This is a genomic window from Streptomyces sp. CC224B (assembly GCF_030010595.1).
Lineage (GTDB): Bacteria > Actinomycetota > Actinomycetes > Streptomycetales > Streptomycetaceae > Streptomyces > Streptomyces longispororuber.
In genome coordinates this window covers 47,044-62,001 of sequence record NZ_JASCXL010000058.1, presented here as the reverse complement: position 1 = coordinate 62,001, position 14,958 = coordinate 47,044, and the positions used below count along the sequence as shown (strand labels likewise).

Sequence of the window (14,958 nt, the reverse complement as noted above, 5' to 3'; positions counted from 1 at the left end):
CGTCGATGGAGCGGCGCTCCACGAGAGACTCTGCCATGGCCTGCGCTGCGCTCCTCACGGGCGGGTGCCCGGTCGCGCGCGGCCGTGGCGGGCCGCGCGGCTGCTTGCGGGGCTGTATAACCTCATGCAGAGTTCTCGTAGTCTGAATAGATTGTCAATGCCCGGGCGCGGACCACGGGGAAGGCGATGCACACTCGTACGGCGGATCAGGGGAGGCCAGGGCATGGGTGACAGTCCGGCGGCACGGCTTCAGGCGCTCTTCGAAGGGCACCGGCTCACGCCCACGCAGCGGCGCATCGCCCACTGCATGGTGCGGCGCGCCGCCGACGCGCCCTTCCTGTCGAGCGTCGAGCTGGCCGACCTCGCGGGCGTCAGCCAGCCGTCGGTGACCCGGTTCGCGGTCGCGCTCGGCTTCGACGGCTACCCCGCGCTGCGGCGCCACCTGCGGGACGTGGCCCCCGCGGAGGCGGCGGAGGACACCGCGGCGAACGAGTACCAGCAGGCCGTCGAGGCCGAGATCGAGAACCTGCGCCACCTCGCGGAGCTGCTCGCCGACCCCGCGCCCGTCGAGCGCGCGGGCCGCCTGCTCGCCGCCTCGCGCCCCCTGCCGGTCCTCGGGCTGCGCGCCGCCGCCTCCCAGGCCTACGGCTTCGCGTACTTCGCCGCCAAGGTCCACCCCGACGTGCGGCTCCTGCACGAGGGCGGCTCCATGCTCACCGACCGCCTGGACGCGGCGGTGCGCGCCGGGGCCACCGCCCTGCTCTGCTTCGCGCTGCCGCGCCACCCCCGGGAGGTCGTCGACGCGCTGGCGCACGCCCAGGGCGCGGGCCTCACCGTGGTCACCGTCGCCGACTCCGCCTTCGCGCCCGTGGCCGCGCACTCCGACGTGCTGCTGCCCGCCGCCGTCGGCACCGGCCTCGCCTTCGACACGGCCTGCGCGCCCATGCTGCTCGGCCGCGCGCTCCTGGAGGCCATGTGCGACGCGCTGCCGGACGCGCAGGCGCGCCTGGAGGAGTTCGACGTGGGCGCGGCCGAGCGGGGGCTCTTCGCGGAGTAGCGGCCGCCCGGCCGCGGGTCTCGTTCAGACGGCGCGGGTGCCCGCGCGCCACACCGCCGACACCAGCGGTACGCCCGGCCGGTACGCCAGGTGCACATGGCTCGGCGCGTCGAGCAGGGCCAGGTCGGCGCGGGCACCCGGGCGCAGGTGCCCGACGTCGGTGCGGCGCAGCGCGGCCGCGCCGCCGGCCGTCGCCGCCCACACCGCCTCGTCCGGGGTCATGCCCATGTCCCGTACGGCGAGCGCGACGCAGAACGGCATCGACGACGTGAACGACGAGCCGGGGTTGCAGTCCGTCGACAGCGCGACGGTCGCGCCCGCGTCGAGCAGGCGGCGCGCGTCGGGCCACTGGGCGCGCGTGGAGAACTCCGCGCCCGGCAGCAGCGTGGCCACGGTGTCGCTGTGCGCGAGGGCGTCCACGTCGGCGTCGGTGAGGTGGGTGCAGTGGTCGGCGCTGGCGGCGTCCAGCTCCACGGCGAGCTGCACGCCGGGGCCGTGGCCGAGCTGGTTGGCGTGTACGCGCGGGTGCAGGCCCTTCGCCTTCCCGGCGGTCAGGATCGTCCGGGCCTGGTCCCCGTCGAAGGCGCCCTTCTCGCAGAACACGTCGATCCAGCGGGCGTGCGGGGCGCAGGCCTGAAGCATCTCCCCGGTCACCAGGTCGACGTAGGCCGCCGGGTCGTCGGCGTAGTCGGGCGACACGATGTGCGCGCCCAGGAAGGTCACCTCGTCGGTGTGGCGCCCCGCGACGCGCAGGGCGCGGGCCTCGTCCTCGGTGGTCAGGCCGTAGCCCGACTTCGTCTCGAACGTGGTCGTGCCCTGGCGGAGGGCCTCGGCGAGGTAGCGGGTGAGGTTCGCCTCCAGGGCCTCGTCGGTGGCGGCGCGGGTCGCGGCCACCGTGGTGCGGATGCCGCCCGCCTCGTACGGGCGGCCCTCCATGCGGGCGTTGAACTCCTGGGTGCGGTCGCCGGCGAAGAGGAGGTGCGAGTGCGAGTCCACGAAGCCGGGGAGGGCCGCGCGGCCCTGGGCGTCGTACGCCTCGTCGGCCGCGGGGGTCTCGGCGGTGGGGCCCACCCAGGCGACGCTGGTGCCGTCCAGGACGACGGCGGCGTCCTGGAGGAGGCCCAGGGGGCCCTTGCCGAGGGTGGGGTCGTTGGTGACGAGGGTGCCGATGTTGTGGATGGCGGTGGTGGTCATGGGGGTGGGTCCTGCCTGTTCGTCGGGTGCGGGTGGGCGGGCCCTCGCGGGGGGGGCCCCCCCCCCCCCCCCGGGGCGGAAGACCGGGGGGGGGCCCCCCGGCCCCCCGGGGGGGGGGGGGCGGCGCCCCCGGGCAACCCACCCCGGCGGGCGGGGGGGGGGGGGGGGGGGGGGGGGGGGGGGGGGGGGGGGGGGGGGGGGGTGGTGGTGTGGGGGGGGGGGGGGGGTGGGTTAAAGTATGTGATTGTGATTGGGGGTGATTGATGGGTGGTTGGGGGGTGGGTGGGGGGGGGGGGGGGGGGGCGCGGCGGCGCCCCCCCCCCCCCCCCCCGGCGCTTGGTTTCGGTCAGGCGGTTCGCCCGAGATGGAGCACCATCACGGTGACGGTGCTCTCCGTGAGCTCGTACAGAACGCGATACCGGCCTACGTGCATGCGGCGTAAGTTGGGTGAACCGTACTCGGCTGTTCCGGCGGGCCGAGGGTCTGAGGCGAGCAAGTCGGTCGCGGCGAATACGTGCCGCACCCCGTCAGGATCGTCCTTCATGAAGCGGGCCGCGACGCCCAGCGCCGGTTCTTCCCAGAAGACCTGATAGCTCAAGTGCGGTCCAGGCCCAGACGCGCACGGGCTTCGTCCTGCGGGATGCCGACGACGGCGCCGGCGGCCTTGCGGGCACGGTAGCGCTCCACCGCGAGGTCGTCTTCGAGGTCCGCCAGCCGCTTCTCCATCTCCGCCAGCTCTGCCGGGTTTATGAAGACGGCGGCGGGCTGGCCGTGGTCCGTGATGGTGATGCGTTCCCGCGCATGTGCGGTCCGGCGCACGAGAGAGCCGAACCGGGCTCGTGCCTCCGTGATGGGCAGCGTCTCACTCATGGACACAACCGTACGCTTCCCGCGCCTTCTGTACAGTCCCTCATTCGAGCGGCGGCGATCGCGGAGACGTACTCTGGAAGCCCCCGGCCCGTGAGACGTGTCGGGTGGTTCGCGTTGCCCACGCCCCCGGACGGGATGCCCCTTCATGACCCTGCACGGACTGCTGGACGCCGTCGTCAAGGACGCGGCCCTCGCCGAAGCGGTGACGGCCGCCGCCGACGGCCATCGGCACCACATCGACCTCGTCGGCCCTCCCGCGGCCCGGCCCTTCGCCGTGGCCGCGCTGGCCCGGGAGGCGAAGCGGACGGTGCTCGCCGTGACGGCGACCGGCCGGGAGGCCGAGGACCTCGCCGCGGCGCTGCGGACGCTCCTGCCGTCCGAGGGCGTCGCGGAGTACCCGGCGTGGGAGACGCTGCCGCACGAGCGGCTCAGCCCCCGCAGCGACACCGTCGGCCGTCGTCTGGCCGTGCTGCGGCGCCTGGCGCACCCGCGCGCGGACGACCCGGAGACGGGCCCGGTGAGCGTGCTCGTCGCGCCCATCCGCTCCGTGCTCCAGCCGCAGGTCAAGGGCCTCGGCGACCTGGAGCCCGTGGCGCTGCGCACGGGAGAGTCGGCCGACCTGCAGGAGACGGTGCGGGCGCTGGCGGCCGCCGCGTACGCCCGGGTGGAACTCGTGGAGAAGCGCGGCGAGTTCGCCGTGCGCGGCGGCATCCTCGACGTCTTCCCGCCCACCGAGGAGCACCCGCTGCGGGTGGAGTTCTGGGGCGACGACGTCGAGGAGATCCGGTACTTCAAGGTGGCCGACCAGCGGTCCCTGGAGGTCGCCGAGCACGGCCTGTGGGCGCCGCCGTGCCGGGAGCTGCTGCTGACCGACGAGGTGCGGGAGCGGGCCGCGGCCCTGGCCGAGCGCCACCCCGAGCTGGGCGAGCTGCTCGGGAAGATCGCCGAGGGCATCGCGGTGGAGGGCATGGAGTCCCTCGCCCCGGTCCTGGTGGATGACATGGAGCTGCTGCTCGACGTGCTGCCCGCGGGGTCCATGGCGGTGGTCTGCGACCCGGAGCGGGTGCGGACGCGCGCGGCCGACCTGGTGGCGACCAGCCAGGAGTTCCTCCAGGCGAGCTGGGCGGCGACCGCCGGCGGCGGCGAGGCCCCCATCGACGTGGGCGCCGCGTCCCTGTGGGGCATCGCCGACGTCCGTGAGCGGGCCCGCGAGCTCGGCATGATGTGGTGGTCGGTGAGCCCCTTCGCCGCCGACGCCACCGCCGACGACGGCGACACCGACACGCTGAAGCTCGGCATGCACGCCCCGGAGACGTACCGCGGCGACACCGCGAAGGCCCTCGCCGACACCAAGGGCTGGCTGGCCGACGGGTGGCGGACGGTGTACGTGACCGAGGGCCACGGCCCGGCCGCCCGCACCGTCGAGGTGCTCGGCGGCGAGGGCATCGCGGCCCGCCTGGACGGGGACCTGACCGAGCTGACCCCGTCCGTGGTGCACGTGGCGTGCGGCTCGATCGACTACGGCTTCGTCGACCCGGCGCTGCGGCTCGCCGTGCTCACCGAGACCGACCTGACCGGGCAGAAGGCCGCGGGCAAGGACGGGGCGCGCATGCCCGCCCGCCGCCGCAAGACCATCGACCCGCTCACGCTGGAGTCCGGCGACTACATCGTCCACGAGCAGCACGGCGTCGGCCGCTACATCGAGATGGTGCAGCGCACCGTGCAGGGCGCGACCCGCGAGTACCTGGTCGTGGAGTACGCGCCCGCCAAGCGCGGCCAGCCCGGCGACCGGCTGTACATCCCCACCGACCAGCTGGAGCAGATCACCAAGTACGTCGGCGGCGAGGCCCCGACCCTGCACCGGCTCGGCGGCGCCGACTGGACCAAGACCAAGGCCCGCGCCAAGAAGGCGGTCAAGGAGATCGCCGCCGACCTGATCAAGCTGTACTCCGCGCGCATGGCCGCGCCCGGCCACGCCTTCGGCCCGGACACGCCCTGGCAGCGCGAGCTGGAGGACGCCTTCCCGTACGCGGAGACCCCCGACCAGCTCACCACCATCGCCGAGGTCAAGGAGGACATGGAGAAGTCGATCCCCATGGACCGGCTGATCTGCGGCGACGTCGGCTACGGCAAGACGGAGATCGCCGTCCGCGCGGCCTTCAAGGCCGTGCAGGACGGCAAGCAGGTCGCGGTCCTGGTGCCGACGACGCTGCTGGTGCAGCAGCACTTCGGCACGTTCAGCGAGCGGTACGGGCAGTTCCCCGTGGCCGTGCGGGCGCTGTCCCGGTTCCAGACGGACACCGAGGCGAAGGCGACCCTGGAGGGCCTCAGGGACGGCTCCGTCGACATCGTCATCGGCACCCACCGCCTGTTCTCGTCCGAGACGAAGTTCAAGGACCTGGGCCTGGTCATCGTCGACGAGGAGCAGCGCTTCGGCGTCGAGCACAAGGAGCAGCTCAAGAAGTTGCGCGCCAACGTCGACGTGCTCACCATGTCGGCCACCCCCATCCCCCGCACGCTGGAGATGGCCGTCACCGGCATCCGCGAGATGTCGACGATCACGACGCCGCCGGAGGAGCGCCACCCGGTGCTCACCTTCGTCGGGCCGTACGAGGAGCGGCAGATCGGCGCGGCCATCCGCCGGGAACTGCTGCGCGAGGGCCAGGTCTTCTACATCCACAACCGGGTGGAGTCCATCGACCGGGCCGCCGCCCGGCTGCGCGACATCGTGCCGGAGGCGCGCATCGCCACCGCCCACGGCCAGATGTCCGAGCAGGCCCTGGAGCAGGTCGTCGTGGACTTCTGGGAGAAGAAGTTCGACGTGCTCGTGTCGACGACGATCGTCGAGTCGGGCATCGACATCTCCAACGCCAACACGCTGATCGTGGAGCGCGGCGACAACTTCGGCCTCTCCCAGCTCCACCAGTTGCGCGGCCGCGTCGGCCGCGGTCGCGAGCGCGGCTACGCCTACTTCCTGTACCCGCCGGAGAAGCCGCTCACGGAGACCGCGCACGAACGCCTCGCGACCATCGCCCAGCACACGGAGATGGGCGCGGGCATGTACGTGGCGATGAAGGACCTGGAGATCCGCGGCGCGGGCAACCTCCTGGGCGGCGAGCAGTCCGGGCACATCGCGGGTGTCGGCTTCGACCTGTACGTACGGATGGTCGGCGAGGCCGTCGCGGACTACCGGGCCGCCCTGGAGGGCGGCGTGGAGGAGGAGCCGCCGCTGGAGGTGAAGATCGAGCTGCCGGTCGACGCGCACGTCCCGCACGACTACGCGCCCGGCGAGCGGCTGCGCCTCCAGGCGTACCGGGCCATCGCCTCCGCCAACTCCGAGGAGGACATCGCGTCCGTGCGCGAGGAACTCACCGACCGCTACGGCAAGCTGCCCGAGCCGGTGGAGAACCTCCTGCTGGTCGCGGGGCTGCGGATGCTGTCCCGGGCCTGCGGCGTCGGCGAGATCGTCCTCCAGGGCACCAACATCCGCTTCGCGCCGGTGGAGCTGCGCGAGTCCCAGGAGCTGCGCCTGAAGCGGCTCTACCCGGGCTCGGTCATCAAGGCGGCCGCGCACCAGGTGCTCGTACCGCGTCCCAAGACCGCGAAGGTCGGCGGCAAGCCGCTGGTCGGGCGGGAACTCCTGGCCTGGGTGGGGGAGTTCCTGACATCGGTGCCGGGGTCGTGAGCCGCGGCCGTACGGGGTCCCGCCCGCTCACGAGGTACGGGTCCACGCTCACCCGGGCGTATCCGCGACCGGGTACCACACCGGGTCCTTGATCCGGGCGGCGCACTCGGCGGTGGGGCGGGGGGTGTCCGCGGCGGTGGCGCGGGGCGAGGTGAGGGCTTCCGTGGTCAGGGCTTCCGTGGTCATGGCGGGTCTCCTTCTCGTGCGTGGGGCGGGCCCCGCGCGCGGGGCCGCCGGGGCCCGTTGACGCTCTCCACCCTGCCGGGGCGCGGAGGGGCGGTCGATTACCTCCGGGGTAACCGGGGCTGCCGCGACGGTGGGCGGGGGGCGGCGTTTCCCGAGGCCACCGGGGCCCGGCTACGGTGGTGGCCGGTCAGCCGTGCGGCCGGTCAGCCGTGCGGCAGTACCGCCGTACCAAGGGGAGGGACATTCCGTGAGGCTCGGGGGCTCGAGGCGCCGTACTACCGCCTGCGCTGTCGTACTGGTCGCCGTTCTGGGCGGGGCGGCCGCCTGCGACGGCGGGAACGACGGCGGGAACGGCGGCGGCAAGGACGGGCGCGACGGCGGAGCCGCCGGTTCCGGAGCCCGGGCCGGGGCCGCGCTCGCGGCCGTGGACACCCTCACCGTCAAGGGCCGGGCTCCCAGGACCGGTTTCGACCGCGCGCGGTTCGGCAGCCCCTGGGCCGACACCGACTCCAACGGCTGCGGCACCCGGGACGACATACTCCGCCGGGACCTGACGGGCGTGAAGTTCCGCGACGGCCGCTGTGTCGTCACCGCGGGCAGGCTCGCGCCCGATCCGTACACCGGCAAGGACGTGACGTTCACGCGCGGGCGCAGCCGCGTCGACATCGACCACGTGGTGGCCCTCTCCGACGCCTGGCAGAAGGGCGCGCAGCGCTGGGACGCGGGCAAGCGCATCGCCCTGGCCAACGACCCGCTGAACCTCCTCGCCGTCGACGCCGGCCCCAACCGCGGCAAGGGCGACGGCGACACCGCCACCTGGCTGCCGCCGAACAAGGGCTTCCGGTGCGCGTACGTGGCCCGGCAGGTGGCCGTGAAGAAGAAGTACGGGCTGTGGGTGACGGGCGCCGAACGGGACGCGATGCGCCGGGTCCTGACGCGCTGTCCGGACGAGAAGCTGCCCGGCGGCGGCAACCCCACCGAGGCGCCGGGCCGGTTCCGCGCGCGCTGATCCGCCGGGCAGGGCCCGGACGCGGCGGCCCGCGGTGCGGCGCGGGCCGATCGGCACCGCGCCGACCTGCGGGAACGGGGTGTCGGCGCAGGGGCGTTTATTCGGTTTCCGTGCCGTCCGCGCGCGGCTAGCGTGCCTGCCGTGGACATCACGACAGCCTCCCTCGCCGAGCGGCCGGACCTCGCCGACCCCATGTGGGCCATGGACGACTCCTGGGCGGAGTTCACCCAGTACGACCCGGTCGCCTGGTCGCTGATGGGGCGCATAGCCAAGGACTTCCCGGGCTATGTGCTCGTCGCGGTGGACGAGCGGGAGCAGGTGGTCGCGCGGGCGTTCAGCGTGCCGTTCGCGCTGGCGGCCGAGGGGCGGGGCGAGCTGCCCGGCGGCGGCTGGGACCAGGTGATGCTGTGGGCGTTCTCCGACCTGCGCCACGGCCGGGAGCCGGACACGGTCAGCGCCATCGAGGTCGCGGTCGCCCCGCGGGCACAGGGGCGGGGCCTGTCCGGCCTGATGCTCCGCGCCCTGCGGGACAACGCGCGCGCCCACGGCTTCACTCAGGTCGTCGCGCCGGTCCGGCCGAACGCCAAGCACCAGGAGCCGGCCACCCCGATCGAGGAGTACGCGCGCCGCACCCGCGACGACGGGCTCCCGTACGACCCGTGGCTGCGCGTCCACGTCCGGGAGGGCGGCGTCATCGAACGCGTGGCCCCGGTGTCGATGACCGTCTCCGGCACGCTCGCGCAGTGGCGGGCCTGGACGGGGCTGCCGTTCGACCGGGAGGGCCTCGTCGAGGTGCCGGGCGCGCTGGTGCCGGTGCACTGCGTGCCCGAGCGGGGCTACGCGGTGTACGTGGAGCCCAACGTGTGGGTGCGGCACGCCCTGTGACGGACTCCGGCCCGGGCCCCGGTGTCGCGCCGGGTCCCGGTTTCGCGCACGTCTCCGGTGGCGTCAGTCCTGGAGCTCGTCCAGGTCGAGGACGTCGCCCTTGGGCGGGGTCGCCTTGACGGGCTTGTCGAAGTCGGTGAGGACGAGCGTGTCCGGCTTCTTGCCCGCGCCGGGCTCGTTGACGGTCTTCAGCAGGTACGGCTCGCCCTCGGTGGCCACGTAGAGCGTCGCCCTGTCCTTGCCGTCGGTCTCGTGCAGCGTCAGCGCCGGGACGCCGTCGACGGTGGCCGGCTTGCCCTTGCGTGCCACCGAGCCGGTGTCCTCGAAGTCCGCGAGCACGGTCTTCAGGTCGCAGAACTCGGCGAACTCCTTCTTCTCGGACCCCTTGGTGGTGGTCTTCGCCCAGCGGTCCGCCATCATCTCGATCGCCCCGTCGACCTCGGCCTTCGGCTCGCCCTTCATCTCTGAGCGCAGGAACGCGGCGTCGTACCGCATGTACACGGTGTCGCCCTTGCCGATCAGGTCGATCGAGCCCTCGCCCTGTGTGCCGATGCTGCCGACGCACTGCCCCTTGGTGTCGAGCGCGAGGTCGATGGAGCCCGGGCCGCCGTCGCTCGCCATGGACCCCTTCATACGGAGCGAGGACGCGCCGGTCGTCGCCTTCAGGGCCCTGTCGATGATCTGCGGCCCCGACAGGTCGGCGAACGGCTCCTTCTTCGCGGTCGCCGACGCCTTGGGCCCCGCCTTCTTGCCGCCCTTGTTGCCGTCGCCGTCGTCGCCGCAGGCCGTCAGCGTGACGGCCGCCGTGGCGACGAGGCAGAGCGCGGTCAAGGCCGTGCGGTGCGTGTGCATGAGTCCCCCCAGGGAGTTCGTGTTGAGCGCGGCTATCAGACCAGAAGCGTGTGAACCGAGTCAACACGGTTCACAAGGAAAGTGGCGTCCACGCCCGTGAACTGCATTGCCGCCCCAGTCGTGGGTAAGCTCGGCGGCGCACGCGCGCGATCAAGGGGAAGACCGCGTTCGCGGGAAGCGGTGACCGACGCCTCCCGCGCACGAGGGCCGACGCGCGCAGGACGAGGACCGAGCAACGAGGGGCGGGCCAGTGGTCACCAGCGGGCCGACGCGGCCAGGGGACGACACAGGGGTCGACACGGGGGTCGACACGGGGGTCGACACGGAGGTCGACATGGGGGGTGACACGAGGGGCGACACCAGGGGGGTCGCGGAGACCGGGGCGGAAGGCGGCATCGGGGCCGGTGCCCCGCAGGCCGCCCGCGACACCGCGCGGGCCGGTGCCCGGGAGGCCGCAGGGGGTTCCGCCTCGCCCGACGCGGCCGCTCGTGCCAAGGCCGACGCACCTCCGCTCGCCAGGGGCGGCGCGCACGGCGCACCCCACAACGCACCCCACGGCGCACCCGACGGCGCGGGCGGCACCGCGGTCACCGAGGTGACCGCCGCCGGGATCGCCCGCCTCGCCGGCGTCGGCCGCGCCGCCGTCAGCAACTGGCGCCGCCGCCACGCCGACTTCCCCAAGCCCGTCGGCGGCACCGACACCAGCCCCTCCTTCGCGCTCGCCGAGGTCGAGCGGTGGCTGCGCGGCCAGGGCAAGCTCTCCGAGGTGCCGCTGCGCGAACGGGTCTGGCAGCAGCTCGCGGGCCACCCCGCGGGCCCCGTCACCGCCCTGCTGCACACCGGCTGCGCCCTGCTGCTCGTGCACGACCGGCACCCCGACTGGCTGCGGCTGAGCGCTGTGTCCGACGCGCACCTGGCCCGGCTGCTCCCGGACGCGCTGGACGCCGTGCTCACGCCGCGGTTCGGCAGGCACCGGCGCGGCCGGGGCGTTCGGGTGCCCGCGACACCCGAACTCCTGCCGTCCGTCCCGCTGCTGCGCTCGGCCGCCGAGCTGGCCGCCGAGACCGGCGCGCACACGGCGTACGAGTTCCTGCTCGGCCGCCACCTCGACGCCAACCCGCGCCAGTACACGCTCACCCCGCAGGGCCCCGCCGACCTCATGGCCGCGCTCGCCGGGCCCGCGCGGACCGTGCTCGACCCCGCCTGCGGCACCGGCGCCCTGCTGCGCGCCGTGGCACCGCGCCCCGGGCAGCGCCTGTACGGCCAGGACAGCAGCCCCGACCTGGCCGCGCTGACCGCGCTGCGCCTGGCCCTCGGCGGCGAGCCCCACGCCGAGGTGCGCACCGCGGCCGCCGACACGCTGCGCGCCGACGCGCACCCGGACCTGGCCGCCGACGCCGTGCTGTGCCACCCGCCGTTCAACGACCGCCACTGGGGCCACGACGAACTTGCGTACGACCCCCGCTGGGAGTACGGCCTGCCCGCGCGCACCGAGTCCGAACTGGCCTGGGTGCAGCACGCGCTGGCCCGGCTGCGCGACGGCGGTACCGCCGTGCTGCTGATGCCGCCCGCCGCGGCCTCGCGCCGCTCCGGCCGCCGGATCCGCGCCGACCTGCTGCGCCGGGGCGCCCTGCGCGCGGTGGTCGCGCTGCCGCCGGGCGCGGCGCCGCCGTACAACCTGCCGCTGCACGTGTGGGTCCTGCGCCGCCCGGGCCCCGGGGCGCCGCCCGCGTCCGAGGCGCTGCTCGTGGAGGCCGCCGAGGCGGTCACCGGCGACGGGAGGCACACGGACGGCCGGTACACGGACGGCCGGTACGGCGAGGGCCGCCGCACCGAGGGCCGCCGCACCGAGGGCCGCCGCACCGAGGGCCGGCACGCCGACAGCAGGCACACCGACGGCCGCGACCCGCGGGCGTGGTCGCCGGTGCAGGACGCCGTGCTGGACGTGTACCACCGCTTCGAGCGGCACGGCACCCTCGCGGAGATCCCCGGGTTCGCGCTGTCGGTGCCGGTGCTCGACCTGCTCGACGACGAGGTCGACCTGGCGCCCGCGCGCAGGCTGCCGCCCCGGGCCGCGGGCGGCGGCGCCGACGAGCTGCGCGAGGTCCGCGACCGGCTCGGCGCCACTCTGCGCCTGACCACCGACCTCACCCCGCCGCCCGCCGAGTCCGGCACCCCCGGCACGGGGCGCTGGCCGCTCACCACCGTCGGCGAACTCGCGCGCGCCGGAGCCCTGGTGATCCACACCGGCGGGGCCGGCGCCGCCGAGGCCGGGGTGCCGGTCCTCACCGACCACGACGTGTTCACCGGCACGCCCCCCGCCGCCCCGGTCGCGTCCGCCGCCACGGCCGCCCCCGCCGCGCCCCAGGACGCCCCGCCCGGCCAGGCCGAGCGGCCCGTGCTCACCGAGCCCGGCGACGTCGTCGTCCCCGTCTCCGGCGGCGCGGCCGCCCGCGTCGTCGACGAGGCCACCGCGGGCGCCGCCCTCGGCCGCGGCCTGACCCTGCTGCGGCCCGACCCGGCCGCGCTCGACTGCTGGTTCCTCGCCGGGTTCCTGCGCGGCACCGCCAACAACCGCCAGGCCAGCAGCTACGCCTCCACCTCGGCCCGGCTCGACGTACGCCGCCTCCAACTGCCGCGCCTGCCGCCTGCCGCCCAGCGCGGCTACGGCGAGCGGTTCCGCGCGCTCGCCGCCTTCGAGGACGCGCTGCGGCTCGCGGGCCGCCTCGGCGAGCAACTGGTGCGCGGCATGTACGACGGCCTCACGGACGGCACGGTGTCCCCGGACCCCCAGCGGACTCAGGAGTGACACCGCCCCGGCCCCGCCGCCCGGGCGGCACGTGACCAGGACGACAACGGTTCGGTACAACCCGAGCGGGACCACCGGAGTCGGCCTATACGCTCGTCCTCTCAACTGTCCGCCCCGTCAGGTACCTGGAGCAGCCATGCACGGCCACGGCTACGCGCCGCCGCCCCCACCGGCCCCTTCCGCGGGCTCGCAGGTGACGCTGCGCGTGCTCTTCGTGGTGCTCGCCTTCCTGACGTGCGGCTTCCTGGCGTGGGCCGCGATGCTGCGGCTCGCGCTGGTGACCCGCAAGGCGCGGGACTGGTTCCTGTTCGCGGTGGTCGTCGCGCTCGACGTGACGGCCGTCGTCCTCATCGGGATCGACCCCGGTGACGAGGAGTTCACCAAGACCGGCAACGCGGGCATGACGATCCTCATCGCCAGCTTCGTGGCGGTCACCGCCTACTACCTGACCATGGAGATCCGCCACTTCGCCAAGCTCGCCGAGGCCGCGGCGCGGGACCCGTACCGCCGGCAGTACACCGGCTACCCGGCGCCGCACCCGCAGCAGCACCCGCTGCCGCATCCGCAGCCCCACCCCACCGCGTACGGCTACCCGCAGCAGACCCCGTCCGCGCCCACTCCGGCCCCGCGGCCCCCGGCCGCGCCCGGCCCGGCCACGCCCGGCCCGCACCACGCGCCCGCCGCGCCGCCCACGCCCGCCGTGCCCACCCCGCCCGTCCGCCCCGCGCCGGTCCGCATCGAGCAGGTCCGCGCCGAACTGGACGAGCTGAGCGACTACCTGCGCAAGCAGGAAGGCGGCGGCCGGCCGTGAGCAGCGGGACCGACCGGCGCGTCGTCGCCGGGCGCTACGAGCTGTCGACGCTCATCGGCCAGGGCGGCATGGGCCAGGTCTGGACGGCGTACGACCAGCGCCTCGACCGCCGCGTCGCGGTCAAGCTGCTCCGCCCGGACAGGGTCGCGGGCGCCGAGGCCGACGAACTGCGCCGCCGGTTCGTCCGCGAGTGCCGGGTCACCGCGCAGGTCGACCACCCCGGCCTGGTCACCGTGCACGACGCGGGCAGCGACGACGACGACCTCTACCTGGTCATGCAGTACGTCGACGGCGCCGACCTCGGCGACCACCTCGCCGAGCACACCCCCTACCCCTGGCCCTGGGCGGTCGCCGTGGCCGCGCAGCTCTGCGCCGTGCTCTCCGCGGTGCACGCGGTGCCGATCGTGCACCGCGACCTCAAGCCGCGGAACGTGATGGTCCGCCAGGACGGCACCCTCACCATCCTCGACCTCGGCATCGCCTCGGTGATGGACACCGACACCACCCGCCTCACCCACACCGGCTCCCCGATCGGCAGCCCCTCGTACATGGCGCCGGAGCAGGCCATGGGCGGCGCCGTCGGCCCGTACACGGACCTGTACGCGCTCGGCGTGCTGCTCCACGAACTCCTCAGCGGCGACGTGCCGTTCTCCGGCTCCACCGCGCTCGGTGTCCTGCACCGCCACCTCTACGAGCCGCCGCTCCCGGTACGCCGCCTGCGGCCCGAGGTCCCCGAGGCGCTGGAGGCCCTGGTGCTGCGCCTGCTCGCCAAGGACCCCCAGCACCGGCCCGGCAGCGCCCAGGACGTGTACGCGCAACTGGAGCCGCTGCTGCCCGCGCGCGCCGCGCCGTCCGGCCGTCCGCTCGACCCGACCCGCCCGTTCCTGCGCCCGCACGCGCCCTGGCCCGACCGCGCGGCGACCCCGGCGGCCACCCCGCAGGCCCAGGCGCCCCGGTCCGGCCACGGGCAGGACGTCGCCCGCGCCGTCGACGAGGTCAAGCGGCTGCTCGGCGAGGGCCGCATCACCCAGGCCGTGGACGTGCTCGGCGCGATCCTGCCGGCCGCCGCCGCCCAGCACGGCGAGCACTCACCCGTCGTACGCACCCTGCGCAAGCAGTACGCGGCCACGCTCATGGACGACGGCCAGTACCGCCGCGCGCTGCCCGAGCTGCGCCGCCTCGCCGACGAGCGCGCCGCCGAGTCCGGCCACGCCGACCCGCAGTCGCTCCAGTTCCGCTACGAGGCCGCGCAGTGCCTGGAGCAGCTGGGCGAACCGGCGGCGGCCCTGGCCGAGTGCCGCGCGCTGCTCCCTTACTACGAGAACCAGTACGCCACGGACGACATCCGCCAGTCCCTGGAGATCCGCCGCCGCATCGGGCAGCTCCTGCTCGCCCTCGGCGACCGCTCGGCCGCGCACGACATCCTGGCGCGGCTCGTCCTGGACGCCGAGCGGGTGCACGGGATCGGGCACCCGTTCCCGGCGGAGATCCGCCGGACCCTGCAGTGGCTGGGGCACGTCGGTTAGGGCGGTTCCGCCGCCGCGCGGGTGCCCCGACCCGCGGCGGATCGTTGGGCGTGGGGCAGCTCCCGTACGAAGTA

The 14,958-nt window shown here is 74.9% G+C and carries 12 protein-coding genes; 7 read left to right on the top strand and 5 right to left on the bottom strand.

The genetic code is table 11. From position 1 onward, the window contains the following. Positions 1 to 223: 223 nt before the first annotated feature. The gene (locus QK440_RS23070; protein ID WP_282795084.1) at positions 224 to 1,057 is read left to right on the top strand and encodes a MurR/RpiR family transcriptional regulator; all 834 of its coding nucleotides are present in this window, start codon (positions 224 to 226) and stop codon (positions 1,055 to 1,057) included. Positions 1,058 to 1,081: 24 nt separating this feature from the next. On the opposite strand, the gene hutI is transcribed toward QK440_RS23070, so the two are convergent. The 3 genes from hutI to QK440_RS23055 all read right to left on the bottom strand — a co-directional run bounded on the left by hutI (position 1,082) and on the right by QK440_RS23055 (position 3,121). Then, positions 1,082 to 2,251 (bottom strand): imidazolonepropionase, encoded by a 1,170-nt coding sequence (gene hutI, locus QK440_RS23065; protein WP_282795083.1) that lies wholly within the window; start codon positions 2,249 to 2,251, stop codon positions 1,082 to 1,084. 346 nt (positions 2,252 to 2,597) lie between these two features. Further along, positions 2,598 to 2,849 carry a type II toxin-antitoxin system RelE/ParE family toxin gene (locus QK440_RS23060; RefSeq protein ID WP_282795082.1) on the bottom strand — a complete coding sequence of 84 codons (252 nt, stop codon included), beginning with the start codon at positions 2,847 to 2,849 and terminating at the stop codon, positions 2,598 to 2,600. Then, positions 2,846 to 3,121 (bottom strand): type II toxin-antitoxin system Phd/YefM family antitoxin, encoded by a 276-nt coding sequence (locus QK440_RS23055; RefSeq protein WP_282795081.1) that lies wholly within the window; start codon positions 3,119 to 3,121, stop codon positions 2,846 to 2,848. The genes QK440_RS23060 and QK440_RS23055 overlap by 4 nt, the downstream gene beginning before the upstream one ends. 145 nt (positions 3,122 to 3,266) lie before the next feature. On the opposite strand from QK440_RS23055, the gene mfd reads away from it, so the two are divergent. Further along, positions 3,267 to 6,806: a transcription-repair coupling factor gene (mfd, locus tag QK440_RS23050; protein WP_282795080.1), complete on the top strand. Its 3,540-nt coding sequence runs from the start codon at positions 3,267 to 3,269 to the stop codon at positions 6,804 to 6,806. A gap of 48 nt (positions 6,807 to 6,854) precedes the next feature. Here the strand turns inward: mfd and QK440_RS23045 are convergent, their stop codons facing one another. Continuing rightward, complete coding sequence (locus QK440_RS23045) at positions 6,855 to 6,992, bottom strand: hypothetical protein (RefSeq protein ID WP_282795079.1); 138 nt, start codon at positions 6,990 to 6,992, stop codon at positions 6,855 to 6,857. Positions 6,993 to 7,239: 247 nt separating this feature from the next. Between QK440_RS23045 and QK440_RS23040 the strand changes: the two genes are divergently transcribed. Together QK440_RS23040 and QK440_RS23035 are read left to right on the top strand one after the other, a co-directional pair. After that, positions 7,240 to 8,001, top strand: a complete 762-nt coding sequence (locus QK440_RS23040) for an HNH endonuclease family protein (protein ID WP_282795078.1) — start codon at positions 7,240 to 7,242, stop codon at positions 7,999 to 8,001. 141 nt (positions 8,002 to 8,142) lie between these two features. Continuing rightward, positions 8,143 to 8,886, top strand: a complete 744-nt coding sequence (locus QK440_RS23035) for a GNAT family N-acetyltransferase (protein ID WP_282795077.1) — start codon at positions 8,143 to 8,145, stop codon at positions 8,884 to 8,886. Positions 8,887 to 8,949: 63 nt separating this feature from the next. On the opposite strand, the gene QK440_RS23030 is transcribed toward QK440_RS23035, so the two are convergent. Next, positions 8,950 to 9,738 (bottom strand): hypothetical protein, encoded by a 789-nt coding sequence (locus QK440_RS23030; RefSeq protein ID WP_282795076.1) that lies wholly within the window; start codon positions 9,736 to 9,738, stop codon positions 8,950 to 8,952. A gap of 334 nt (positions 9,739 to 10,072) precedes the next feature. Between QK440_RS23030 and QK440_RS23025 the strand changes: the two genes are divergently transcribed. The 3 genes from QK440_RS23025 (at position 10,073) to QK440_RS23015 (ending at position 14,884) form a co-directional block, all read left to right on the top strand. Continuing rightward, positions 10,073 to 12,547, top strand: coding sequence for an N-6 DNA methylase (locus QK440_RS23025; protein ID WP_282795075.1), 2,475 nt, complete (start codon positions 10,073 to 10,075; stop codon positions 12,545 to 12,547). 136 nt (positions 12,548 to 12,683) lie between these two features. Next, positions 12,684 to 13,358 carry a hypothetical protein gene (locus QK440_RS23020; RefSeq protein ID WP_282795074.1) on the top strand — a complete coding sequence of 225 codons (675 nt, stop codon included), beginning with the start codon at positions 12,684 to 12,686 and terminating at the stop codon, positions 13,356 to 13,358. After that, complete coding sequence (locus tag QK440_RS23015; protein WP_282795073.1) at positions 13,355 to 14,884, top strand: serine/threonine-protein kinase; 1,530 nt, start codon at positions 13,355 to 13,357, stop codon at positions 14,882 to 14,884. Before QK440_RS23020 ends, QK440_RS23015 begins: the two co-directional genes overlap by 4 nt. Positions 14,885 to 14,958 lie beyond the last annotated feature (74 nt).